Below are 22,331 nucleotides of genomic sequence, written 5' to 3' on the forward strand. Positions count from 1 at the left end.
GCTCTCCCATCGCCACATGCCCTTAAAAACAGCTAAAGTTTCCCAGGTGTATGCAGATATAGGTCACAGTATTCAATTATGCTCAGCTGATATGGCAAAGCCCGGCAACAGCGCACCATTCTCTTTAAAAGGAGTCAATTATGTCCATTCAAGACGACGAAACTTTACAGATGTATCTGGAGGAATCGATTGAGCACCTGGCGGATATCGAGAGCGATCTGCTGGCCATCGAAGAGGCCGGGGCCGACATCGATGAAGATCTCGTCAACAAGGTATACCGGGCCGCACACTCGATTAAGGGCGGTGCGGGATTCATGGGCCTGACCACGATCAAGGATTTGACCCATGAAATGGAAAACATTCTGGGCAAAATCAGAAGTCGGGAGATGGTGCCGACGTTGGAAATCATCAATATCCTGCTGGGCGCATCGGACACCCTCAAAGACCTCATGAACGATGTCTTCACCAGCAATGACGTGGATATTTCCCATCACACGGAGGCGCTTCAGGCCATTGCCGAAGGCCGTCCGGTTGCAGCAGCGCCTGCGGCACCGGCAGCACCGCCGATAGCCGAAACCGCCGTTGATCCGCCGGCCACTGCGGAAACCGCGGACACGCCAGCTGCCGACAGCCAGACCGTTTCCATCGCCACGGCGGATAACAGCGCTTCGGTCGAGGCGGACCCGGAACTGGTCAATGCGTTGATGGACGAGGGCAAATTCGTCTATCTGGTAATGATCGATCTGGCAGGCGATGTGGTGGCCAAGGGAAAATCCGTTGAAGCGGTGATCGAGGACATGGAGCAAACCGGCACCCTGATCGCCAGCAGCACCGATCTCGATGCGCTGAAAGGCATGCCGCCCGAAAATGGCGAGGCGGCAGAGCCGCTGATCGTTTTGTTTGCCACCATCCTGAAGCCGGAAGATATCAACGTCCTGTTCGAAATCCCCGATCATCAGATCCATCAGGTTCTGTCAGACCTGACCACCCAATCCCTGGGCACACCGGTGGCCGAACCAGAACCGGAACCCGAACCGGTCGCCATTCCGGAAAAACCCGCGGCCGTTGCCAGTGCGCAAACACCGCCACCCGCAGCCGCCCCAACGCCACCTGCGGGTAGCCCGAAAAAGGCACCGGCAAAAAAAGTGGAGACCGACACCAGCCTGCGTGTCCATGTGAGCCTGCTGGACCAGTTGATGACCCTGGCCGGGGAACTGGTCCTCAGCCGCAACCAGCTCTTGCAGTCCATGAGTTCGGAAGATCACCGGGGGGCCGAAATCGCCGGTCAGCGCATCGACCTGATTACCTCGGAGTTGCAGGAAGCCATCATGCTCACCCGCATGCAGTCCATCGGAAATGTCTTCAACAAGTTCCCGCGCGTGGTGCGTGATCTTTCCCAGACGCTGGGAAAGAGGGTCGATCTGCATCTGGAAGGCAAAGACGTTGAACTGGATAAAACCATCATCGAGGCCATCGGCGACCCCTTGACCCATCTGGTACGCAATGCCGTCGACCATGGTATCGAAACCCCCGATGTGCGACAACGCGCCGGCAAGGCCCCAGAGGGAAAGATCTATCTCAAGGCCTACCACGAAGCCGGTCAGGTCAACATCGAAATTGCTGACGACGGTAAAGGCCTGGACGGCCATGTGCTGACCCAGAAAGCCCTGGAAAAGGGACTGATCTCCGAGGACCAGGCCAAGGTGATGTCCGATAAAGAGCGCATCAACCTGATCTTTTTGCCCGGCTTTTCCACAGCGGAAAAGATCACTGACGTCTCCGGCCGCGGCGTGGGCATGGATGTGGTTAAAACCAACCTGGACAAACTCGGTGGGATCATCGATATCGATTCCGAACAAGGTAAGGGGTCGACCATCCGGATCAAGCTGCCCCTGACCCTGGCGATCATTCCCTGCCAAATCGTCATGACCGGTCTTGAACGCTACGCCATCCCCCAGGTCAACCTGGAGGAGTTGCTGCGCATCTCCGCCAATCAGGTGAAGGACCGTATCGAGCGGGTGGGCGACGCGGAAGTGGTCCGTCTGCGGGGCAATCTCCTGCCGCTGATCAAATTATCCGAGGTGATCGAAACGAAATCCGTGTTCATTGATCCGGAAACCGGGAAAAAACGGTTGGATCGTCGCCAGTCACTGGCCGACCGACGGTCGAAAGAAAGTCCCATGGAAGCCGCCGGAGAAAAATCCGGCGACGCCGAGCCAGCATCCGAACACGACGACGACCGGCGTTTGGAAGACCGTCGTTTTCACGCCGCCAGTGCGTTGAATATTGTGGTGGTCTCCACCGGCGCCATGAAATACGGCCTGGTGGTGGACGAACTTCACGATTCCGAAGAGATCGTGGTCAAGCCGCTGGGCCGGGATCTTAAAAAATGCAAGGGCTACGCCGGCGCAACGATTATGGGCGATGGCCGGGTCGCCTTGATTCTGGATGTGGCCAACCTGGCCCAAATGGCCGGGCTCACCTCCATCGAAGGCTCTGCGCGGGCCGCCGAAGTGGCCGAAGAAAACCGGCGGGCAATTCTCGAACAGAAGGATCGCCAGAGTCTGCTGGTCTTCCGCAGTGCCGAAGACGAACAGTTTGCCGCCCCGCTCAACATGGTGGAACGTATCGAGAAGATCAAATCCACCGACATCGAAACCGTCGGTGGAAAACGGATTATCCGCTACCGGGGCGGCAGCCTGCCTCTCTTCTCTGTGGATGAGGTCGCCATGGTCCAACCCCTTGCCGACGTCGATGATCTTCTGGTCATCGTCTTTATTTTGAACGGCAAGGAGATCGGCCTGTTGGCCATTGGACCGGTAGACGCCGTCGAACTCTCGCTGGATGTGGATGGACAGACATTGAAGCAGGCCGGCATCATGGGGTCCGCCATTATCAACGACCACACGACCCTGATGATCGACGTCTATGAAATCGTCCAGACGCTGAGTCCGGAATGGTTTGAAGTCATGGAGGTGGCCACCAACGACCAGGGCGAGGCCGCCAAGATCCTTTTTGCCGAGGATTCGAACTTCTTCCGCAGTCAGGTAAAAAGCTATATGGAGGATGAAGGCTACACCGTCATCGAAGCCGAAGACGGGGCCATTGCCTGGGATCTGTTGCAGGAGCATGCCGACGAAATCTCGCTGGTGGTGACCGATATCGAGATGCCCAACATGAACGGTTTCGAGCTGACCCAACGCATCAAAGAGAGCAACGCCTTTTCCCATCTTCCGGTCATCGCGCTGACGACCCTTGCCGGCGAGGAGGACATCGAAAAAGGCCGCAAGGTGGGGATTAGTGACTACCAGATCAAACTGGACCGGGAAAAACTGATTCGCAGCATTTACGGATTTCTGAGCAACATGTAGGCAATTTGGGGCCAACCGTCGTCAGACATCCCCGAGGAGATCGATAATGGCAAAATCGGAAGAAAAAAAAATGACCCGTCGAACCGTCGAAATGGCCACTTTTTATGTGGGTAAGGCCCTTTGTGGAATGGACATTCTGAATGTCCAGGAGATCAACAAACTGATGGACATGACCACGGTTCCCCAGGCTCCGGACTATGTTATGGGAATTCTCAATCTGCGCGGTCAGATTGTAACCATCATCGATCTGGGGAAAAAGCTCAATCTTGGCGCCACCGACGTGAGTGAGATGAGCCGCAATATCATCGTCAACGCCAAGGGCGAATATATCGGTCTGCTGGTTACCCGGATCAGCGATGTGGTCGAGGCGGACTGGGATAAGGTGGAATCACCACCGGCAAACATCGGCGGTGTTCAAGGCAAGTTTTTCAAGGGTGTTTTCAAGACCAAAGACCGTCTGATCGGCATTCTTGACGTGGACAAAGTGCTGGAAAACGAGAAGTAAACCGGCTTGCCGGTTACCGGGAAACAACAACTTCCGACCTGCGATGAGGGTAGCATCTTGATGAATAGCAACAAACCGCTACGCGTGTTGGTTGTCGACGACACGGTCCTGTACCGCAAAATCGTCAGTGACGTTCTGGCCGCCATTCCCGGCGTGGAGCTGGTGGGCACGGCCCACAACGGAAAAGCCGCCATCAGCAAGCTGGCCAGCCTGAAGCCGGACCTGCTCACGCTGGATATTGAAATGCCGGAGATGAACGGACTCGAGGTGCTGGGACATATCCAGCAGCATGCTCCGCACATCGGTGCCATCATGCTCAGCACCCTTACCCAGGAAGGCGGGGCCATGACCATGAAGGCGCTGGAGCTGGGTGCCTTTGATTTCATTCCCAAACCCCAGTCCGGTACCATGGCGGAAAACCGGAAAAAAGTGGCTGATGCCATTGTGCCCATGCTTCACGCCTTCCGGCGACGTTCGAAAGTTATGGGAGTGACCCGATCGATTGCCCGTCCGGGCAAACCGGCGGCGACCGCTTTGCCACGCAAAGCCGCACCAACGACGCGCCGGCGCTTGCTGTCATCCGCGAATCGATCCCGGTCGGAAATCATCGCCATCGGGATTTCCACCGGCGGTCCCAACGCCCTGGCCAAAATGCTGCCCATGATTCCCAAAGATATTGGCGTGCCCATCGTCATCGTCCAGCACATGCCCCCCATGTTTACCCAGTCGCTGGCCAACAGCCTTTCGGGAAAGTGCAAAATCACCGTGCGGGAGGCCAAGCAGGGGGAGCCGATCCTGCCCAACACGGCGCTGATCGCACCCGGCGGAAAACAGATGAAAATCGTGGCCGGTGCCGACGGGAAATCGCGGGTGGTCAAGATTACCGACGATCCGCCCGAAAACAGCTGTAAACCCAGCGTCGACTATCTCTTTCGCTCTGTGGCGGACCATTATGTAGGACGGGCGACCGGTGTCATCATGACCGGTATGGGGTCCGACGGCACGCAGGGTCTGAAATTGATGAAGCAGAACGGCGCCTCGATTATCGCCCAAGATGAAGCCACCTGTGTGGTTTTCGGCATGCCCAAGGAAGCGGCGGAAACCGGTCTTGCCGATGCCGTACTGCCCTTACACCAGATTGCCGACGCTATTGTCAAAACGGTCCGTATCGGATAGTCTCTGAAAAAGTGCATCCGGGGGATCACAGTCCCACCGGGTGACGGGGAAGAGAACATGCTAAAAATCAAACCGGAAGAAATTAAAGTTCTCTCCAGCTATATCTACAATGTATCGGGCATCAGCATCGATGCCTCCAAAGCCTATCTTCTGGAGACCCGGTTTGGAAAGCTTTTGGAAGAGGAAGGATGCAAATCCTATACGGAGCTCTACCACAAGGCCAAATCAGATGCCCGCAAAACACTGGAAAAAAAAATTATCAATGCCATTACCACGAACGAGACTCTGTTTTTTCGGGACACCAGCCCGTTTGATCTGCTGAAATTCAAAATCCTGCCGGAACTGGTGGACGCCAGATCCGCGAAAGGCACCCGGCCTGGCGCTGCCAATCTTAAGATCTGGAGCAGTGCCTGCTCCACCGGACAGGAAGTTTACAGCATCGCCATCGTCATCAAAGAGCTTTTCGGTAACGGAACCGGTCCCAAAGTCTCCCTCGTCGGCACGGACCTTTCCGATGCCGCCGTCTCCCAGGCCAGTGCCGGCAGCTACAACAAATTTGAAATTGAACGGGGGCTTCCCAGGGAAAAACTGCAGCGCTATTTCACCATGGCGGGCAGCAACTGGAAAATCAAGGACGAGATTCGTGCCATGGCCACGTTCCGTCGCATGAACCTGATGCAACCATTTGTGGGCGTGGGCAAATTTGATATTATTTTCTGCCGCAACGTGGCGATCTACTTCACACTGCCGGATCGAAAAAAACTGTTCAATAAAATTGCCGACGCACTGGAGCCCGACGGGTACCTGCTTATCGGATCCACCGAGTCACTGACCGGTGTCTGCCCGCGATTTGTTCCCAAACGTCATTTGCGATCGGTCTACTATCAACTCAGTTGATCATCGAACATCGGGTGGCGGTGGCGGCATGATGACCATCCGATCAAGGGGAAACAACCATGTCAAACCTAAAAATTCTTGTGGTCGATGACGATCCGGTTACCCGCAGCCTTTTTACCAAACGTCTGGAGGCGGCGGAATACACTGTCCATACGGCCGAAAACGGCCTCGTGGCCGTCGAAAAGATCGGGCAGCAATTTTACGATGTGGTGCTCACCGATCTGATGATGCCCGGCGGTGTGGACGGCATCGGCGTTTTGGAAGCATCCAAACAGAACAACATAAAAACCGAGGTTATCCTGATCACCGCCCACGCCTCGGTCAACAATGCCATTGAGGCCATGAAAAAAGGTGCTGTGGATTACCTGCAGAAACCCATCAACTTTGATGAGCTTTTCCTGCGTCTGGACAAAATCCACAACCTGAAAATGCTCGTCAAGAATGCCAGCGATCTTCGAGAGGCCATGGACGTGACCGAAAAGACCTCTGCGGAAACCATTCAGGATCTTGAAATCACAGTGGCCGAATTAAAGCAGCGCATGGATGCGATCAAAGCAGCACTGATGAAAGCCGACGTGGATGCGGCGACCCGTATCCGTCTGGCGATCGAGGCCCTGTCCAAATAGGCGCGCCCGCCGGTTTGATTTCCCTGGCGCGCCGGTTGGCCCCTGTTTTTCTCGGTGCAACCGGCTTTCATCAACCATACCAACGACTTCTCCATGGAATCCGTTACCCGCTATCTGGACTGGCTGATTTCGTTTTTCGGAACCGAAGCGTCCCTGTCTAAAAGTGCCGCCAGCGCCGCGTTAACGATTCTGGCCGGTACGATCTTCTGGTTTATCGCCAAGCGCATCCTGACCCTTTTGGAAAACAACGCCGATCTGCTGAAACGCATTCAGGTAAAACGGGAACTGTTTGCCGTTTTACGCAAAATCACCGGCATTGTTCTGATCTGGATGGTGGGGGTGATCTGGATCCGGCTGTTCCACATCACGGCCGTTGAAAAAATGTTCCACGCGGTCTTGATCGTCATTGCCGCCACGCCGATCAAGTCCCTGCTGCTGATTGTCCTGGGTTATCTGGAACAGAACCTGGCCGCACGCACGGAAACCAACCTGGACAACATCGTCATCGATTTGCTCAACAAATTTTCCGGGGCCATCGTCTATGCAACGGCCGTGGTCATCGCCCTTGACGTCATGGGTGTCAACGTCATGCCGTTTATTGCCGGTGCCGGGGTCATGGGCGTCGCCGTCGGTTTTGCCGCCAAAGACACCCTCTCCAATCTCATTGCCGGGATTCTCCTGATCATCGACCGTCCCTTTGAAATCGGGGATCGCATCGAGGTATGGAGTGCACCGGCCGGAAGTGCCACATGGGGGGACGTGATCGATATCGGGTTGCGGGCGACACGGATCAAGACCACGGACAATATCGTGGTCATTATTCCCAACAACGAAATCATGACCCGGGACATTGTCAACTACACCATTCTCTCTTCGTCCATCCGTGTGCGTGTCAATATCGGTATTGCCTATGACGCGGACATTGCCAAAGCCAAACAACTGATCATCCGGGCGGCGCAAACGGCCGACTGGATCCTTGCCCATCCGGCCCCCAAGGTGGTCGTCCGAAATTTTGGCGACTCCTCCGTCGGCCTTCAGCTGCGGGTATGGATTCAGGATGCCCGCAAGCGCATGGACACCATCTCCCATGTGACGGACACGGTAAAGACCGTGTTTGATCAAAACGGCATTGAAATTCCCTACCCCAAACGGGACATCACCATTGTCCGACACCCGCCAGTCCCATCGCGACCGAAAAAAGATACGCCGGCCCCTTGATTATTTAAACAAATCAGCATAGTCTTTATGTTTTTGAAATTTTCAGGAATGGTCTGATCGGAACGCAGTCATGAAATTATCCATGAAAACGGTGGCCGGAGCACTGGATCTTCCGGTATCAACGCTGGAACGGTGGATTCGCCAGGGAAGAATTCCCATTCAGCGTAGCGGCAGGGATGTGATTTTCGCCCAGCCCGCGCTGGAGAAATGGGCGGCCACCCACAACCTGCCTTTTTCCCTGGATGAAACGCCGCCGGTCCATCTGCTCCCGGCACCCCTTGAATCCCTGGCGTCGGCCATGCAACGGGGCAAGGTCTATCATCACGTGGACGGACAAGATGCCACCAGCGCCCTTAAATCGGCTGTCGCTTGTATGGACGTTCTCCCGTCCGGCATAGGAGAAGAACTATTCAACAAGCTGATCGAACGGGAGCAGTTGGCCTCCACCGGCATCGGCAACGGGATTGCCATCCCCCATCCCCGGGACCCGCTTTCCCAGCCGCCTGGGCAGGCAATCATCAGCACCTGTTTTCTGGAACGTCCGGTTGATTTCAACGCCATCGATGATCGGCCGGTATTTGTCCTCTTCCTGCTGATCAGCCCGACAGTCAAGCTCCACCTGCATCTGCTCTCCAGGCTGTCCTATTGTATCCGGGACAGGGAATTCGTGCGGTTTTTAAAGGCCCAGCCCGAAGCGGCAGCGCTTTTCTCCCGGGTTTCATCCGCTGAAATGCAGTTGGACGACATCTGACCACCATGAATTTCATAGCGTTTAAGATAATGTTTTTGGGCTGCGTTATCGGTCGTCGCGGTATGGGTTATACAGCTTCCTCCCTCTGGCCTTGCCAAAAACATTATCTTAAACGCTATAGCTGCTTCCCATGATACGTTTTTTTAAAATGCTGAAATACCCCGGCAATTGGTCCCTGTTCAGATCGGACGACCGTTTGCTGCTGATTGTCTTCGCCGTGATTGTCGGTATTTGCAGCGGTATCGCGGCCCTTTTGTTGAATCGCGGCCTGGAATCGATGCTCGAGTGGCTGCACCATTATCGGATTTACTGGTGGGCGGTTTTCCTTCCTGGTGTCGGTGCCGCCCTCTCGTCCCTGTTTCTCGATAAAATCGTCAACGAAGGCGCCGGCCACGGCGTACCTGAAGTCATTTACGCGGTCTCCCGTTATGGGGGGCTTTTGCGCCTGCGATCCAGTTTCTCAAGGCTGATCTCAAGCTGCCTGACCATCGGTAGCGGTGGATCGGCCGGCCCCGAAGCGCCCGTTGTGATGAGCGGTGCCGCCATCGGGTCGAACATCGCCCAGGCCTTCTCCCTTAACGATCGCCAACGGGTTGCCCTGGTGGGTTGTGGTGCGGCCGGCGCTATTGCAGCCATCTTCAATGCCCCGATTTCAGGGATGGTCTTCGCCGTCGAAGTGGTTCTCGGCGAGTGGAGCACCATGAACATTATCCCCATCGCCATCGCCGCCGTGGCCGGCACGGAAATCAGCCGGATGCTCAAGGGCAACCAGATTGTTTTCGCCCACCGGGATTTCAATATCCAGTTCAATGATATCCTGGCCTGCGTGGGCCTGGCCATTTTCTGTGCCGTGGCCTCCATCCTCCTGACCCGCGTCCTGCGCACCCTGCATCATGCGTCAACACACGTTTCCGTACCGGTATGGGTACGTGCATTCATGGGCGGCAGCATGGTCGGCTGCATCGGCTATTTTCTGCCCTACGTCCTCGGCGAAGGTTACCACTCCATCCGCTCGGCCATTGAGGGCGGCTTTCCGGCCGGGTTGTTGCTGGTCACGGGCATTACCCTGGTGAAAATCGTTGTCACCTCCCTAACCCTGGGATGGGGCGGATCCGGCGGCATTTTCGCCCCCTGCCTGGTAATCGGTGCATTCGTGGGCCTCAGTTTTCATCGCCTGATCGCAACGATCTGGCCGTCGGTTCTCTGGGTCAACGAAGGCTGCTTTGCCCTTCTCGGCATGGCCGGCCTGATCAGCGGCATTCTGCAGGCACCGCTGACCGGTATTTTTCTGATTATCGAAATCACCGGCGGTTATGAAGTCATTCTGCCGCTGATCGTCGTCTCGGCCATCGCCACCACCCTCTGCCATTATATTGAACCGGCATCCTTCTATCTGAAAGATCTCGTGGAGCAGGGTCAGTTGCTGCGCCCGGGAACCGATGCCCGGGTATTGACCGACCTGAGCATCGAGGAACTTCTCGAGACCGATTGCATCAGTGTCCATCCCGATATGCGCCTAGCCGAATTCATCGACATTGTCAAAGCCTCCCACCGCAATTACTTTCCCGTGGAAGACCGGCGCAACGGCAGATTTCTTGGAATGATCCAACTAGATGATATCCGCCCCTACCTGTTCGATTCGGCCATGCACCACGCCGTGCTGACCGGCCAGTTGATGAATACCCGGATAAAAACCGCGTCCTTGTACGACGATTTGGCCGACGTCCTTCAGAAAATGGACGACGGCCGGTTTTTCAGCATGCCGGTGGTGTCGGACGGGCGCTTCCAGGGGATGATTTCCAAAGCCACACTGCTGGATCGCTACCGCAAAGAACTGATGGTCCAGACCGGCCGAACGTAATCACACGGGACAACTCCTGAGGCGGGGAGGATGAGTGGAGAAGTAAAAACAAAGGAGACCAATTATGGCACAAAAACTCTTTCACATATTCCGGAATACGCCACTGGGTCGCGAAACCCTGCTTCAGTCCATCTATTTCTGCCAAAAGATGGGCGTACTCCCCACGGTTTACATCCCTGAATCAACCAAGTTTTTGATGTATTTCGAAAATGACGTGGTTCAGGTGGATCTGGATCCGTCCTACCTCACGGACCCCAAGACGGCCATCGCCCACGCCTCCGATCTGCTGGAAGCGGTCAAGATCAGGCCTGAATTTTTCACCCCGAAGAACTATACGGCGTCGACGCTCCCCGACATTCCCACCAGTTTCGAGTTCATGTGTTGCCCGCGGAGCATCAGCGATCTCTCTTCAAAAATCGGTTTGGGCTATATCGGACCAAGGGTCCGGCGGATCATCCAATCGGCCCGTTTCCCGGTCCTCATTACCAGCCCGGTGTACAAGCCCTGGCAGAGTGTCGCCGTTTTCTTCGGCGGTTCGACCAACGCTGTCAACGCCCTGCGTCTGGGCATCCGCATAGCAAATAGAACCGGCCTCGGCCTGAACCTTTACACCCAGGTTGGAAAACAGCCGGCCGATGCCTATCGGCGCATCGTCCGGAAGGAGGATCTGTCAGTACCGCTGAACAATGTCCTCGGTGACTGGACCTTTTTTGAAAAAGGCCGTTTCGAAGACAATTTATTCAGTGTGCCCCACGATGCGCTGGTCGTGCTCGGCGCCTACGGCCACGGAATTATCCGGGATATCATGTTCGGCAGCATGATGGAGAAAATTCAATCCACCATCTCCAACAACCTGTTGATCGCCGGCCCCAAATACACGGTTGCCGGCTGAAAAGAACCAAGGAGAACCGTATGCAGGCAGACCATATAGAACCGACCATGAGCCAGAAAATATTTTCCATGAATCTTGCCGTCGAAACCGTATCCTTGTATTTGTTGTGCTGCGCCGTGGCAGACGCCGGCGCCCCGGTTACCGTGGACGCACTGACCGACAAGTGGAACGACAGCATCGGTTCCCTGGAGCAGGAACTCAACCGGCTGGAAGAAAGGAATATTATTCAAAAAGACGATGCCGGCGGATCGACATCCCGAAGGTACAAAATTGTTGCAGAGAAAAACTGGCGCTGATTGCGGCAGGCGCCACAAGATTCTGCGGCCGCCATGCATCGCCAAACCGACTATCCGGCGGCTATTTCGGTTTGGGGGTCATTTTCTTCTTTACACAGGCAAGAATCTGCCGGTCGTCCAGCGCGGTGTTCATCCCGGGGCAGGATGCGGCCATGGCCCGCCAGTTGTTCACATCCGCAAGAACACCGGGGATAAATGGCCACTGCCGGCACATCCAGGGCTTGACCGGATGGATGGTGCAGACTTTGTCCCAGAAGATGCAGTAGCCATTGTCGCCCTGGGCAATGACGCGTTTCGATCCCGACCGCTGGGTATACCCGCGCACCAGTTCATCCTTGCCGATCTTAAGAAAACGGGCGATGGCGTCAATGTCCCTTTCGGTCAGGTAGGTTCCGCCAAATCCTTTGCAGCAATCACCGCACAAAGTGCAGCAAAACAGTTCTTCGCAGGTTTCGTCAGATTCCATGTCGGCTCTCCATGGCGCGTTTCAAGGTTACCTGATCCACATACTTCAAATCCCCGCCCATGGGCACGCCCGATGCGATACGCGAAACGGTCACCGGCAGCGGTTCGAGGATGCCGGCAATGTAGGCGGCGGTGGATTCCCCTTCCACGTTGGTTCCGGTTGCTATAATGATCTCCCGGATCGCCTCTTTTTCAACCCGATCGACCAGCTGGGCAATTTTGATATCGTCAGGACCGATGCCGTCCATGGGGGACAGCACCCCGCCAAGAATGTGATAGCGCCCGTTGAACGCGCCGGACTTTTCAATGGAGGCCATGTCCGCCGGCTGTTCCACCACACAGATCAGTCCGTTCTCACGGGCGGGATCGTTGCAGATGCGGCACAGGGTATCGTCACTGAGCGCAAAGCAGCGCTGGCACAGCCGCAGCTTCTTTTTCAGATCCACGATATTTCTGGCCAGCTGATGGGCTTCATCGGCCGGCTGCTGCAGAATGTGCATGGCCAGCCGTTCGGCGGTCTTCTGGCCGATTCCCGGCAGCCGGGCCAGGCTGCGGATCAGATTCTTGATGGAAACAGGGTAGTAATCCATGGGGATCGAAGGTGACCGATTACATGAGCCCGGGAATCTTCATCCCGCCGGTAAGTTTACCCATCTCCGAGGAGACCATCTCCTGGGCTTTGGCCAGTGCATCGTTGACGGCGGCCAGGACCAGGTCCTCGAGCATTTCCACGTCATCCGGATCAACCACTTCCTTTTCGATCTTGATCGAGACGATCTGCTGTGAACCATTGGCCACCACCGTAATCATTCCACCGCCGGCTGTGGTTTCAACGGTTTTGCCGGCCAGTTCCTCCTGCATGCGCATCATCTTGGATTGAAGTTTCTGGGCCTGCTTCATCATGTTTCCCATGCCCTTCATCGGCATTTCCTCCTATCTGATTTTGATCTCTTCAATTTTCCCGCTGAAAATATCGACAGCATCGGCCACCAGCGGGTGATTAAGCAACTGCTGTCTGATGTCATTGTTTTTCTGTTTGGCCGCCGCTTTCTCTTTTCCGCCGGCCGAATCCCCGGCAGCCTCGATTTTGATCTCCCGTCCGGCGGCCTGTTCCCGGCAGACGGCGTTGATCATCTCCAGATTCTTGTTGATCAGGTTCAGGGTAAAACCGTTATCCGGCAAAACGACCGTGAACGCTTTGTCGGAAACATCAACCCGCGTCGCACGGGAAAGCGCGCCGGCGATGGACGGTTTGGCGTCTCGAATGGCCGCCATGACCTGCGCCCACGGATCATCACCGCCATCCGTTGCAACTGGACGCGATTCATCGGCTGCCGCCTCCTGACCGACAGGGGTTGCCGGCAGCACCGACCCGGGATTTTCCACCGCCGGGGCCGGGGAAGCGGATGACGGTGGCGCCACGGCCGCACTCCCATAAGCGGATTGGGCTTCAACGATACCGGCCTCGGGCACCGCCTGAAGCTGCGGATCACTCAGAAGGCTGTCCATGCGCTGAATCAGCTGATCGATGGGCAGTGCCGGAACGATCTGGTGGATCTTGAAAAAGACCATCTCCATGGCCAGTCGGGGCTGAAACGCATGCCGCATGCTGGCCTCGGCGTTGAACAACAAAGTAAATACCTGATCGATCAGCGCGGCGGAAACATCTTTGACCTGAGCGGCCATGGATTCGATCTCTCCAGGTGACAAATCAACCAGGATTTCCGATCGAACCTTCATTTTCACCAGCATCAGGTGGCGGAAATGCATCAGCAGGTCGGCATAAAACCGCTTCAGATCCTGACCATTTTTGTAAACCGTGTCGATGACGGCCAATATGCGAGAAAGATCACCGGCGAAGACGGCCGCGGAAAAATCGAAAAACACGCTGCGGTCCATGCCCCCCAGAAGGTTCGTCACGTAGGCATCGTCCAATTCGCCGTCGCTGCAGGCCAGGATCTGGTCCAGAAGGCTGAGTGCGTCGCGCATACTGCCGCCGGATTCGCGGGCAATACTCCACAGGTTGCCGGAAGAGATAACGACCTCTTCCTGCTGGCAAAGCGCTTCCATGTGGGCCACCACGGCATTCAATTCAATCCGTTTGAGATCGTGGCGCTGGCAGCGCGAAAGAATCGTGATGGGGATTTTGTGCGCTTCGGTGGTGGCAAAGAAGAACATCACATGCGCCGGCGGCTCCTCCAGTGTTTTAAGCAGCGCATTGAAGGCGGCAATGCTGAGCATGTGAACTTCATCGATGATATAGATTTTGAAACGGCTGTGGGCCGGCATGTACCGGCTGTTGTCGCGAAGCTCACGGACCTGTTCGACACTGTTGTTGGAAGCACCGTCGATTTCGAACACGTCCACACCGCGCCCGGCGGTAATGTCCGTACAGGAGCGGCACTGGTTGCACGGTGTATCGGTGGGACCCGAAGCGCAATTCATGGCCTTGGCCAGAATCCGTGCGATGGTGGTCTTTCCGGTTCCCCGGGGACCGGAAAACAGGATCGCATGGGCCACCCGACCGGCCTTGATGGCGTTCTTCAGGGTCTGGGTGACATGCTGCTGGCCGACCACCGCATCGAAGGTCTGGGGTCTGTATTTTCGCGCTAAAACAAGATAGCCCATCTGGCAAAATCCTTGAACACCGGTTTGTTGCCCTAATGTATCCCAACCGCCACGGGCGGGCAAGCCGCAATTTCCCGGGTCCGTCCGTCAGGCGTCATGGGAGTGCAAACTGAAAAAACGGATGTTGGGGAAAAAGGGGGCGGGGGAACAAGATGGTGGCGGAGAGAGAGGGATTCGAACCCTCGGTGCCGCTATAAACGACACACACGATTTCCAGTCGTGCTCCTTCAGCCAACTCGGACATCTCTCCGCATAAGGCAGACCAAACTGAATTGCCGCTGGTATTTCCTAACAGTGACGTCGCCATCTGACAAACACGTGCTGCAGCAGGAAAAGGGTGACCGGCAACATCGCTATTTTCTGGTTGCCCGTCACCAACGGACGGAGGTTTGTATCTCATTCCCACCGACAAAAATCAAGGTGTTTTTTCATGATCCGAATGACCGAAAAAACCGAAAAAGCGGGTTTGGTTTCTATCAGGGAAGTGGTGTTTCAGCGGGATTCAACGGGAATTGCGGCGGACCAGCGGAACTTACAGGGGTAATGGCGGAAGGAGAGAGATTCGAACTCTCGGAAGCGTTGCCACTTCACTGGTTTTCGAGACCAGCGCCTTCAACCACTCGGCCATCCTTCCGTTTTACAAAGTGGACTTTGGTACGCCCACCCACCGCTGCTTGGGGCTCACAGGCACCCGTGTGGAAGCAAATTCGATATCCTTTTTGAACGCAATTTGTCAAGCCTCAAATTCATATCGGATGCCGCCCCCCCAACGCCGGCCACTGATTTATTCTTGAACTGACCGGTCCGTTTATAGTATCAAGCCCAATTCGGCGCCGACCCAACAAAGGAAAGGACAATTCATGGCTACCGTATTGCCGTTTAAAGGAATATTGTATAACCCGGAAATCATTACCGACAGCGCAGATGTCACCACCCCGCCCTATGACGTGATTCCCCCCGGGGAACAACAGGCCTTTCATGAGCGTCATCCCAACAATGTTATCCGCCTGATCCTGGGCCAAAGTACGCCGGCCGATACTCCCCGGGACAATCCCCATACCCGGTCGGCCGCCTACTTCCGGGAATGGATGACCCAGGGGGTTCTCAAACAGGATGACCAGCCGGCGCTGTACCTCAAGGCAATTACCTACGCCCATGGCGAATCGTCCGTTACGCGCTATGGCCTGATCGCCCGGGTCGGTATCGAAGCGTTTGAAAAAAGAATCATCCTGCCCCATGAAAAGACCTTCTCCAAAGTAAAATCCGAAAGACTCGAATTGCTCAAGGCCACGCATTGTAACTACTGCCCCATCTTCTCACTTTATCCGGATGAAGGATTTATTCTGGGCACTCTGGAAGCGGCGGTCGACAAATCCCAGCCGGCAGTCGACTTTACCGACGAGCAAGGCCACCGGCACCGGCTGTGGCGAATTATAGATCCGGCGGTTCACGCCCGGGTCACGGCGGCCATGCAGGACAAGCGCCTCTTCATCGCCGACGGGCACCATCGTTATGAAACGTCCCTGAATTTCAAGAAACACCTGCAGGCGACCGATCCCACCTTCAACGACCAGCATCCGGCCAATTATGTGCTGATGTACCTGTGCAGCATGAGCGATCCGGGGCTGATAATCCTGCCCGCCCATCGTCTGGTCAAGGGGCTTGGCGCAGAGGAGATGCAAAAGGCCCTGAACCGCTCACGGGCCTGGTTCAACATCGCCGACTATCCGTTTGCGGCGGACAATCGCAAAACGGTCGAGAAACAGTTTCTGGCCGATCTGGAACAAGGGGTCGCCAGCCAGCCGATCGGTATCTACACCCGGCACGCTTCCGTGTTCCACCTCCTGACCCTTCGATCCGGAGTCATGGAAGAGCTGTTCGGCGGCGAACTCGATCCGGCATTGCAACAGCTGGACGTCACCGTACTGACCCGTCTGCTGTTTATGACCATCCTCGAATTCGACCAGCAGCGGTTAGACGACGCAACGCGCTTCGGCTATGCCAGCACGGCGGACAAAGCCCTTGCGGCCATCGACAGCGGCGACTTTGATGCGGCCTTCATCCTCAATCCCACCCGCATCGAGCAGGTTCAGGAAGTCGCTCAAAAAGGGCTGATCATGCCTCGAAAGTCGACCTATTTCTATCCGAAAGTGAGATCCGGCCTGGTGATGAACACGCTGGCCGAGTAGGCGAGTCCACCATGCGATCAGCACTTGAACATGGCGTCGACAACAGGGGTATAGGTGCCATTGTCATTGTAAACCTGAAGCGGCCGGGTCACTTCTAGTCCCGGCCGGCCGCCGTTAACGCCCGCCACCACAACCAGCTGGGCCGCTGATGCGGCGCGCGCATGAACCATGGTCAGCCGCTTGGGTTCGATCCCTTCGGTGCGCATGGCCGACAACAGATCGACCGACCGCACCGCCGGATAGATGACCGCCAGACGGCCCATTTTGCGCAGCAGGCGCCGTGCGGTATGCAGCAGCGTCGGCAGATCGATCGTCAGCTCATGGCGCGCCATGGCCCGTTGGCCGTTGCTGTTGATCCTGCCGCTGTCCCGTTTGCGATACGGTGGGTTGCTCACCACCAGATCGACCGGTCCGTCAACGTCCCCCTGTGAGAGCTTGGCCATATCCTTTTCCACGATGCGGATCCGGTCCGCCATTTGGTTAAGGGTCACGTTCTGGCGGGCAAAGCCGGCCAGCGCAGACTGGATTTCAACGGCGGTAAGATGAATCGCCGCATGCCGATGGGCCAGCATAATGGGAATGACGCCACAACCGGCCCCCAGGTCAAGTACCTTTTCTCCGGCCTTGGGGAGCGACAAATGCGCAAGGATCACCGCATCAATGGAAAATCGGTATCCGTGTTTGGGTTGATGGAGAACGATTCTGCCATCAAAAAAAGAGTCGCGCGTAACGGGTTCCATAGAATAACCGGGCTTAGAGTCGTCCGACTTTAAATTTGATATCCGTGATCGCGCCTCCGGGAAGTGCGCTGTTGAGCTTTTCAATCAGCTCGGTTTTAAGAAACCGGAGCTGGTGCAGCCACACAGAGCTGGAGACATGCACCAACAGCAGCGAGCCATTGACGGCAAACGGCCGCGCATTGTCTGAAATCGGCGGGCCCACGGTTTTATCCCACACCTGGACCAGATGCAAAATCCCACCGCTGCTGTCGGACCGGCACCTTTCAATAATGGTCTCCAGCACCCGTCCGATAGGTGTCAACGCATTGGCCGACGAGCGTTTTTTCTCCATGATCAAACTGGCTCCTTGATTGGCAACAGACGCACCGCCCGCTGTGGTGATGGCCCTGAACGGGGCGAGGTTCCAAGATTCCGCCTGTCAATGGCCTATAGGGATAGTCATGTGCGAAGTCAACACCAAGCTTTCATCGGCGGCTCACACGGGCAGGCGATTCAGGATCGTCGATACTCATTAACAAGGCCTTGTCCATTGATTTTCCTTGACTTAGGCAGGGGCCAACCTTAGATTATCATACATTTGCCCATCATCCGGTGCAGATATGATCCAGCCATCCGGCGTCATAGGAGCTACCCACAGCCAGCGGCGGAGTAACCGCAGCAGGCAGATGATCGAACCGGCAAGCGACAGGGTGGGCCTTAATCACACTCGCGTCAATCACAACGCGCTTCAGATCACTTCTAAACAAGGAAAAAAAATGGCCTGGGATTGGGAAAAATTGAACCGTCAGCATCAGCAACATGGCGGTCCGCCGCCGCAGATGGACGATGTGATCAACCAGTTGAAAAAATTCAAACCACCCGGCGGTTCGGTGCTGATTGTCATCGTCGTCCTGGTCTTGTTGATCGGATACTCGATCTTTTTTACCATCGAATCCGGTTCGGTCGGCGTGGTTCAACGTTTCGGCAAGTTTGTCCGCATCGCCGAACCGGGGCCCAACTTCAAAATGCCCTTCGGTATCGAAAAAGTGACCAAGGTTCGCCAGGATCGGGTCTACAAAGAAGAGTTCGGATTCCAGTCGGATCGTAACGACTACGGCGGCTATACTTCGGCATCGGATACGGCCAGCATCTCCCTGATGCTCACCGGCGACCTGAACGTGGCGGTCGTGCCATGGATCGTTCAGTACCGGATCAAGGATCCTTACAATTACCTGTTCAAAGTCAAGGACCCCAATGGGCTGCTGCGGGACCTGTCGGAATCGAGCATGCGTCTGGTGGTTGGCGATCGAAGCATTAACGAAGTGATCTCCAAGCGGGATGAAATCGCCGTGGAGGCGTTGCAGGTACTGCAGAAGGAATTGGACAAGGCGGAAACCGGTATCAACGTCGTCACGGTAGAAATGAAAAAAACCAATGTCCCCGAGCCGGTCCAGCCCTCCTTCAACGAAGTCAACCAGGCCACCCAGGAAAAGGAGAAAATGATCTACCAGGCCCGGGAGGACTACAACAAAGCCATCCCGGCCGCCAAGGGGGAGGCGGAAAGAACCATCAAGGCCGCCGAGGGCTATTCGCTGGATCGCATCAACCGCGCCAAAGGTGATGCGGCCCGGTTCAAAGACCTTTATACTGAATATGCCAAGGCCCAAAATGTGACCAAACGGCGGCTTTATCTGGAATCCCTCCAAGAACTGCTCCCCAAAATCAGCCGCAAATTTATCGTTGATGCGGATCAGAAAAATCTTCTCCCCCTTTTGAACCTTGGAAACAATGGTGGTGAATCAAAATGAAATTAAAAGCGATACTGGCCATTGCCGGTGCATTGGTGCTGCTCCTCTTCGTGTGTGCCTATACGGTGGACGAAACCGAACAGGTCGTGGTCACCCGTTTCGATAAAGTTCAACGGACCGAAACCACGCCCGGGCTCAAGTTCAAAATCCCGGTCATCGAAAAAGCCCTGGTCTTCCCTAAAAACCTGCAGGAGTGGGACGGCGATCCAGGCCAGATTCCCACCCGGGACAAGACCTATATCTGGGTCAACACCTTTGCGCGGTGGAAAATCGTCGATCCGGTCACATTTTTCAAAAGCGTCGGCTACGTCAACCGGGCGCAGCAGCGTCTCGATGAAATCATCGACCCCACGGTGCGCAACTTCATCACTTCCAACCGTCTCATCGAAGCCGTGCGCAACAGCAATCGCGAGCTGGATACCTTCGAGGATCTCGGTGACGGCATCCAGGAAGAGCCCCAAAATGACAAACCGGCCCGTTTTTCTCAGGTTTTCATCGGTCGTGACAAAATTGACAGCGGCATTTTGAACCAGGCCAAGCCCAAACTGGCCCCATTCGGAATTGAATTGGTGGAAGTCAAAATCAAGCGGGTCAACTATGTTGAGGAAGTCCGCAAATCGGTATACGATCGAATGATTGCCGAACGGAAGCAGATCGCACAAAAATTCAGGTCCGAAGGAAAAGGCGAAGCCCAGAAGATCCTAGGTGAAAAAGAACGCGAATTGAAGCGCATCGAATCGGAAGCCTACCGTACCGCTCAAGAGGTCAAAGGCAAGGCCGATGCGGAGTCAACCCGGCTTTACGCCGAATCCTATGGACTCGATCCGGAGTTCTATTCATTTGTAAAAACGCTCGAAGTGTATAATGACGCGCTGTCGCGCAACAGTTCGCTCGTGCTGTCGACAGATTCCGAGATCTTCAAATACATGAAGGGCTACGAGGGAAAATCATCGGTATCGCCGTAAGGGCAAATATGTCGAACGACCAATAAAAAGCACCGACAGACCCATGTCGGTGCTTTTTTATTGGGCTCCACAGAATGTCGAAGGTAGCATTATTTGCCCTTTCTGCGCTGATGCCGCGTACGGGCCAACAGCTTTCTGTGCTTATGCTTACGCATCTTTTTTCTTCGTTTCTTGATCACGCTACCCAACAGATCACCCCCATTCGTGTTAAGTTATTTGGATAAATTCGGTCTATTATACCATCGCCTGGGGCTTGTCCATCTTTTTTTGATTTCATCTTGTCCAGGAGCCCCGACCGTGTATCGATCGGCCGTCCCGGCGGGCGAAAACCATTTTTACTTACGCGAAACGCTGCACGTGGCATCGATTATGCTGTTGATCCCTGAAAGTGGGTATGCTACAGGAATTGCATGCAAAAAAAGGTCAGCCTCCCCACATTTACTACTGACGCGTTGACCGCTGTTAACAATGCGGTCTCCATGGCCGAAGAGTTGGTCAGCAACCATTATAAGATGTCAGCCAGTCAATGGCTGCATCCCAAATACGACGTCAAAACCCTGGTCGACCTGAATGATACTGAAATCGTCGACGGACCATTCGCCCAGATCATCCGCTATGAGGGCAAACCGGATGGTGGTGTATTAGGATCCAGCACCTATGATCTTTACAAAATCTGCGTCCAGGACCATGCCATATTGAAGGTCCTGAACGAACACCCTGAAATCACCCTTTTCCCTTTTGCCCTTTATGTGATCACCCACGAATTGATTCATATCGTCCGCTTCAGTCGCTTCATTCAGAATTTTAACGCCACGGACGTTGAAAAACTCACCGAAGAACACCGTGTTCACGGGATTACGCGCGATATTTTGGATGCGGTGAAGGCGCCGCCCATGCATACCGTGCTGACATTCTACAGCACTTGGCACGCCCCCATCGACGGGTTGAAATCAATCCTTTGATTTTCATCTGCCTTTTCTTGACAACCCTGAAAGACGACATATATTAGTGCAGTCAATTCGACTGAACACCCTATTATAATTAATGTTTGCATCATTTGGAGGAGTTTTTCCATGCCGCTCTACGAATATCAATGCACTGCCTGCGGGAAAATTGAAGAGGCCATTCAGAAATTTTCGGATGCCCCGCTGACCACTTGCAAACATTGCTCTGGAAAACTGAACAAACTGATTTCACAGAGCAGCTTCCATTTAAAGGGTACCGGCTGGTATGTAACGGACTATTCCAAAAAATCCTCCCCTGAAAACGGGAAAAGTGCAGCGCCATCTGAAACCAAGAATGAGAAAAGCACCTCCGGCGATACAAAAGCAACGCCAGCGCAAAGCGATAAATAGGAACCGATTACGGATGCCAACCATAAATCCATGACCATGCGTTTGTGGAATTGGCGTCAAAAGCGGGTGCCAGACCGCTTTTTTCAACGGGAACCCGACACCTATCCTTTACAATGCATGACATGTGATTAGTATATTGAATCTTTTGCGCGTTCGAGTGACCCAAATTCAATTTGCTGGTTACCATTTTGCTACCAACGGAACCCTTGGGTCGGATTCCGTTCAAATAACATGGATTGGCTTTTTTCAGCTATCAACACAAGTACCAAACGAAAAAGGAGAGATGAAAACATGAAACTCAGACCATTGCAGGATCGAATTCTGGTGCAGCGCGTCGAGGAAGAGACCAAGACCAAAGGTGGAATCATCATTCCGGATACGGCCAAAGAGAAACCGGCTGAAGGCCAAGTGGTCGCCGTCGGCAATGGCAAAGTTGGCGATGATGGGAGTCGCGTTGCCTTGGAAATCAAGGTTGGCGATAAGATTCTGTTTGGAAAATATTCAGGCACCGAAGTGAAGATTGAAGGTGAAGAGTACTTGATCATGCGCGAAGACGACGTGCTCGGCGTCATTGAGTAATGGTTGATTCTTTAAACGTTTTAGATAGGG

The 22,331-nt window shown here is 54.8% G+C and carries 23 protein-coding genes and 2 tRNA genes; 16 read left to right on the top strand and 9 right to left on the bottom strand.

The features are described 5' to 3' along the window. The first annotated feature begins 140 nt into the window (after positions 1–140). From GN112_RS10400 to GN112_RS10445, 10 genes are all read left to right on the top strand, one after another. Entirely contained in the window at positions 141–3,371 is a 3,231-nt protein-coding gene (locus tag GN112_RS10400; protein ID WP_155310157.1) for a hybrid sensor histidine kinase/response regulator, read from the top strand. Positions 3,372–3,417: 46 nt separating this feature from the next. Next, positions 3,418–3,876, top strand: coding sequence for a chemotaxis protein CheW (locus tag GN112_RS10405; RefSeq protein ID WP_155310158.1), 459 nt, complete (start codon positions 3,418–3,420; stop codon positions 3,874–3,876). A gap of 60 nt (positions 3,877–3,936) precedes the next feature. Further along, a complete protein-coding gene (locus GN112_RS10410; protein WP_155310159.1) occupies positions 3,937–5,052 on the top strand; it encodes a protein-glutamate methylesterase/protein-glutamine glutaminase in 1,116 nt (371 codons plus the stop codon). Positions 5,053–5,109: 57 nt separating this feature from the next. Then, complete coding sequence (locus GN112_RS10415) at positions 5,110–5,949, top strand: CheR family methyltransferase (RefSeq protein WP_155310160.1); 840 nt, start codon at positions 5,110–5,112, stop codon at positions 5,947–5,949. 59 nt (positions 5,950–6,008) lie between these two features. Beyond that, complete coding sequence (locus GN112_RS10420) at positions 6,009–6,575, top strand: response regulator (RefSeq protein ID WP_155310161.1); 567 nt, start codon at positions 6,009–6,011, stop codon at positions 6,573–6,575. A gap of 93 nt (positions 6,576–6,668) precedes the next feature. Then, positions 6,669–7,793: a mechanosensitive ion channel family protein gene (locus GN112_RS10425; protein WP_155310162.1), complete on the top strand. Its 1,125-nt coding sequence runs from the start codon at positions 6,669–6,671 to the stop codon at positions 7,791–7,793. Between the two features lie 70 nt (positions 7,794–7,863). Continuing rightward, positions 7,864–8,544: a PTS sugar transporter subunit IIA gene (locus GN112_RS10430; RefSeq protein WP_155310163.1), complete on the top strand. Its 681-nt coding sequence runs from the start codon at positions 7,864–7,866 to the stop codon at positions 8,542–8,544. Between the two features lie 148 nt (positions 8,545–8,692). Continuing rightward, the gene (locus GN112_RS10435) at positions 8,693–10,405 is read left to right on the top strand and encodes a chloride channel protein (protein WP_155310164.1); all 1,713 of its coding nucleotides are present in this window, start codon (positions 8,693–8,695) and stop codon (positions 10,403–10,405) included. A gap of 64 nt (positions 10,406–10,469) precedes the next feature. After that, positions 10,470–11,297 carry a universal stress protein gene (locus tag GN112_RS10440; protein ID WP_155310165.1) on the top strand — a complete coding sequence of 276 codons (828 nt, stop codon included), beginning with the start codon at positions 10,470–10,472 and terminating at the stop codon, positions 11,295–11,297. A 20-nt stretch (positions 11,298–11,317) separates the two neighbouring features. Further along, a complete protein-coding gene (locus GN112_RS10445) occupies positions 11,318–11,593 on the top strand; it encodes a hypothetical protein (RefSeq protein WP_155310166.1) in 276 nt (91 codons plus the stop codon). Between the two features lie 61 nt (positions 11,594–11,654). On the opposite strand, the gene GN112_RS10450 is transcribed toward GN112_RS10445, so the two are convergent. The 6 genes from GN112_RS10450 to GN112_RS10475 all read right to left on the bottom strand — a co-directional run bounded on the left by GN112_RS10450 (position 11,655) and on the right by GN112_RS10475 (position 15,320). Then, positions 11,655–12,059, bottom strand: a complete 405-nt coding sequence (locus GN112_RS10450) for a YkgJ family cysteine cluster protein (RefSeq protein WP_155310167.1) — start codon at positions 12,057–12,059, stop codon at positions 11,655–11,657. Then, positions 12,049–12,648: a recombination mediator RecR gene (recR, locus tag GN112_RS10455; protein WP_155310168.1), complete on the bottom strand. Its 600-nt coding sequence runs from the start codon at positions 12,646–12,648 to the stop codon at positions 12,049–12,051. The genes GN112_RS10450 and recR overlap by 11 nt, the downstream gene beginning before the upstream one ends. A gap of 19 nt (positions 12,649–12,667) precedes the next feature. Further along, complete coding sequence (locus GN112_RS10460; RefSeq protein WP_155310169.1) at positions 12,668–12,979, bottom strand: YbaB/EbfC family nucleoid-associated protein; 312 nt, start codon at positions 12,977–12,979, stop codon at positions 12,668–12,670. Between the two features lie 12 nt (positions 12,980–12,991). Next, a complete protein-coding gene (dnaX, locus tag GN112_RS10465; RefSeq protein WP_155310170.1) occupies positions 12,992–14,686 on the bottom strand; it encodes a DNA polymerase III subunit gamma/tau in 1,695 nt (564 codons plus the stop codon). Positions 14,687–14,842: 156 nt separating this feature from the next. Further along, positions 14,843–14,936 (bottom strand) — tRNA-Ser (locus GN112_RS10470). A 294-nt stretch (positions 14,937–15,230) separates the two neighbouring features. After that, a tRNA-Ser gene (locus GN112_RS10475) sits at positions 15,231–15,320 on the bottom strand. 226 nt (positions 15,321–15,546) lie between these two features. Here GN112_RS10475 and GN112_RS10480 point away from each other — a divergent pair. After that, positions 15,547–16,875 (top strand): DUF1015 domain-containing protein, encoded by a 1,329-nt coding sequence (locus GN112_RS10480; RefSeq protein WP_155310171.1) that lies wholly within the window; start codon positions 15,547–15,549, stop codon positions 16,873–16,875. A gap of 17 nt (positions 16,876–16,892) precedes the next feature. Here the strand turns inward: GN112_RS10480 and GN112_RS10485 are convergent, their stop codons facing one another. Next, a complete protein-coding gene (locus GN112_RS10485) occupies positions 16,893–17,615 on the bottom strand; it encodes a tRNA1(Val) (adenine(37)-N6)-methyltransferase (RefSeq protein ID WP_155310172.1) in 723 nt (240 codons plus the stop codon). Between the two features lie 13 nt (positions 17,616–17,628). Beyond that, positions 17,629–17,946 (bottom strand): DciA family protein, encoded by a 318-nt coding sequence (locus GN112_RS10490; RefSeq protein WP_155310173.1) that lies wholly within the window; start codon positions 17,944–17,946, stop codon positions 17,629–17,631. Between the two features lie 424 nt (positions 17,947–18,370). On the opposite strand from GN112_RS10490, the gene hflK reads away from it, so the two are divergent. Next, positions 18,371–19,402: an FtsH protease activity modulator HflK gene (hflK, locus tag GN112_RS10495; protein ID WP_155310174.1), complete on the top strand. Its 1,032-nt coding sequence runs from the start codon at positions 18,371–18,373 to the stop codon at positions 19,400–19,402. Beyond that, the gene (hflC, locus tag GN112_RS10500) at positions 19,399–20,367 is read left to right on the top strand and encodes a protease modulator HflC (protein ID WP_155310175.1); all 969 of its coding nucleotides are present in this window, start codon (positions 19,399–19,401) and stop codon (positions 20,365–20,367) included. The genes hflK and hflC overlap by 4 nt, the downstream gene beginning before the upstream one ends. Positions 20,368–20,456: 89 nt before the next feature. Here the strand turns inward: hflC and GN112_RS10505 are convergent, their stop codons facing one another. Further along, the gene (locus GN112_RS10505) at positions 20,457–20,555 is read right to left on the bottom strand and encodes a 30S ribosomal protein bS22 (protein WP_073474648.1); all 99 of its coding nucleotides are present in this window, start codon (positions 20,553–20,555) and stop codon (positions 20,457–20,459) included. A 222-nt stretch (positions 20,556–20,777) separates the two neighbouring features. Here GN112_RS10505 and GN112_RS10510 point away from each other — a divergent pair, with 222 nt between their 5' ends. From GN112_RS10510 to groES, 3 genes are all read left to right on the top strand, one after another. Next, complete coding sequence (locus GN112_RS10510) at positions 20,778–21,329, top strand: hypothetical protein (RefSeq protein WP_176603538.1); 552 nt, start codon at positions 20,778–20,780, stop codon at positions 21,327–21,329. 111 nt (positions 21,330–21,440) lie between these two features. After that, positions 21,441–21,722 (top strand): FmdB family zinc ribbon protein, encoded by a 282-nt coding sequence (locus GN112_RS10515; protein ID WP_155310176.1) that lies wholly within the window; start codon positions 21,441–21,443, stop codon positions 21,720–21,722. 291 nt (positions 21,723–22,013) lie between these two features. Then, complete coding sequence (gene groES / locus GN112_RS10520; RefSeq protein ID WP_155310177.1) at positions 22,014–22,301, top strand: co-chaperone GroES; 288 nt, start codon at positions 22,014–22,016, stop codon at positions 22,299–22,301. Positions 22,302–22,331 lie beyond the last annotated feature (30 nt).

Origin of the sequence: Desulfosarcina ovata subsp. ovata, from assembly GCF_009689005.1 — a bacterium.
GTDB lineage: Bacteria > Desulfobacterota > Desulfobacteria > Desulfobacterales > Desulfosarcinaceae > Desulfosarcina > Desulfosarcina ovata.

Excerpts from the sequence above, each read along its gene's own strand:
- GN112_RS10400 (WP_155310157.1), top strand. The coding sequence starts at position 141 with ATGTCCATTCAAGACGACGAAACTTTACAGATGTATCTGGAGGAATCG.
- GN112_RS10405 (WP_155310158.1), top strand. The coding sequence starts at position 3,418 with ATGGCAAAATCGGAAGAAAAAAAAATGACCCGTCGAACCGTCGAAATG.
- GN112_RS10410 (WP_155310159.1), top strand. The coding sequence starts at position 3,937 with ATGAATAGCAACAAACCGCTACGCGTGTTGGTTGTCGACGACACGGTC.
- GN112_RS10415 (WP_155310160.1), top strand. The coding sequence starts at position 5,110 with ATGCTAAAAATCAAACCGGAAGAAATTAAAGTTCTCTCCAGCTATATC.
- GN112_RS10420 (WP_155310161.1), top strand. The coding sequence starts at position 6,009 with ATGTCAAACCTAAAAATTCTTGTGGTCGATGACGATCCGGTTACCCGC.
- GN112_RS10425 (WP_155310162.1), top strand. The coding sequence starts at position 6,669 with ATGGAATCCGTTACCCGCTATCTGGACTGGCTGATTTCGTTTTTCGGA.
- GN112_RS10430 (WP_155310163.1), top strand. The coding sequence starts at position 7,864 with ATGAAATTATCCATGAAAACGGTGGCCGGAGCACTGGATCTTCCGGTA.
- GN112_RS10435 (WP_155310164.1), top strand. The coding sequence starts at position 8,693 with ATGCTGAAATACCCCGGCAATTGGTCCCTGTTCAGATCGGACGACCGT.
- GN112_RS10440 (WP_155310165.1), top strand. The coding sequence starts at position 10,470 with ATGGCACAAAAACTCTTTCACATATTCCGGAATACGCCACTGGGTCGC.
- GN112_RS10445 (WP_155310166.1), top strand. The coding sequence starts at position 11,318 with ATGCAGGCAGACCATATAGAACCGACCATGAGCCAGAAAATATTTTCC.
- GN112_RS10450 (WP_155310167.1), bottom strand. The coding sequence starts at position 12,059 with ATGGAATCTGACGAAACCTGCGAAGAACTGTTTTGCTGCACTTTGTGC.
- recR (WP_155310168.1), bottom strand. The coding sequence starts at position 12,648 with ATGGATTACTACCCTGTTTCCATCAAGAATCTGATCCGCAGCCTGGCC.
- GN112_RS10460 (WP_155310169.1), bottom strand. The coding sequence starts at position 12,979 with ATGAAGGGCATGGGAAACATGATGAAGCAGGCCCAGAAACTTCAATCC.
- dnaX (WP_155310170.1), bottom strand. The coding sequence starts at position 14,686 with ATGGGCTATCTTGTTTTAGCGCGAAAATACAGACCCCAGACCTTCGAT.
- GN112_RS10480 (WP_155310171.1), top strand. The coding sequence starts at position 15,547 with ATGGCTACCGTATTGCCGTTTAAAGGAATATTGTATAACCCGGAAATC.
- GN112_RS10485 (WP_155310172.1), bottom strand. The coding sequence starts at position 17,615 with ATGGAACCCGTTACGCGCGACTCTTTTTTTGATGGCAGAATCGTTCTC.
- GN112_RS10490 (WP_155310173.1), bottom strand. The coding sequence starts at position 17,946 with ATGGAGAAAAAACGCTCGTCGGCCAATGCGTTGACACCTATCGGACGG.
- hflK (WP_155310174.1), top strand. The coding sequence starts at position 18,371 with ATGGCCTGGGATTGGGAAAAATTGAACCGTCAGCATCAGCAACATGGC.
- hflC (WP_155310175.1), top strand. The coding sequence starts at position 19,399 with ATGAAATTAAAAGCGATACTGGCCATTGCCGGTGCATTGGTGCTGCTC.
- GN112_RS10510 (WP_176603538.1), top strand. The coding sequence starts at position 20,778 with ATGCAAAAAAAGGTCAGCCTCCCCACATTTACTACTGACGCGTTGACC.
- GN112_RS10515 (WP_155310176.1), top strand. The coding sequence starts at position 21,441 with ATGCCGCTCTACGAATATCAATGCACTGCCTGCGGGAAAATTGAAGAG.
- groES (WP_155310177.1), top strand. The coding sequence starts at position 22,014 with ATGAAACTCAGACCATTGCAGGATCGAATTCTGGTGCAGCGCGTCGAG.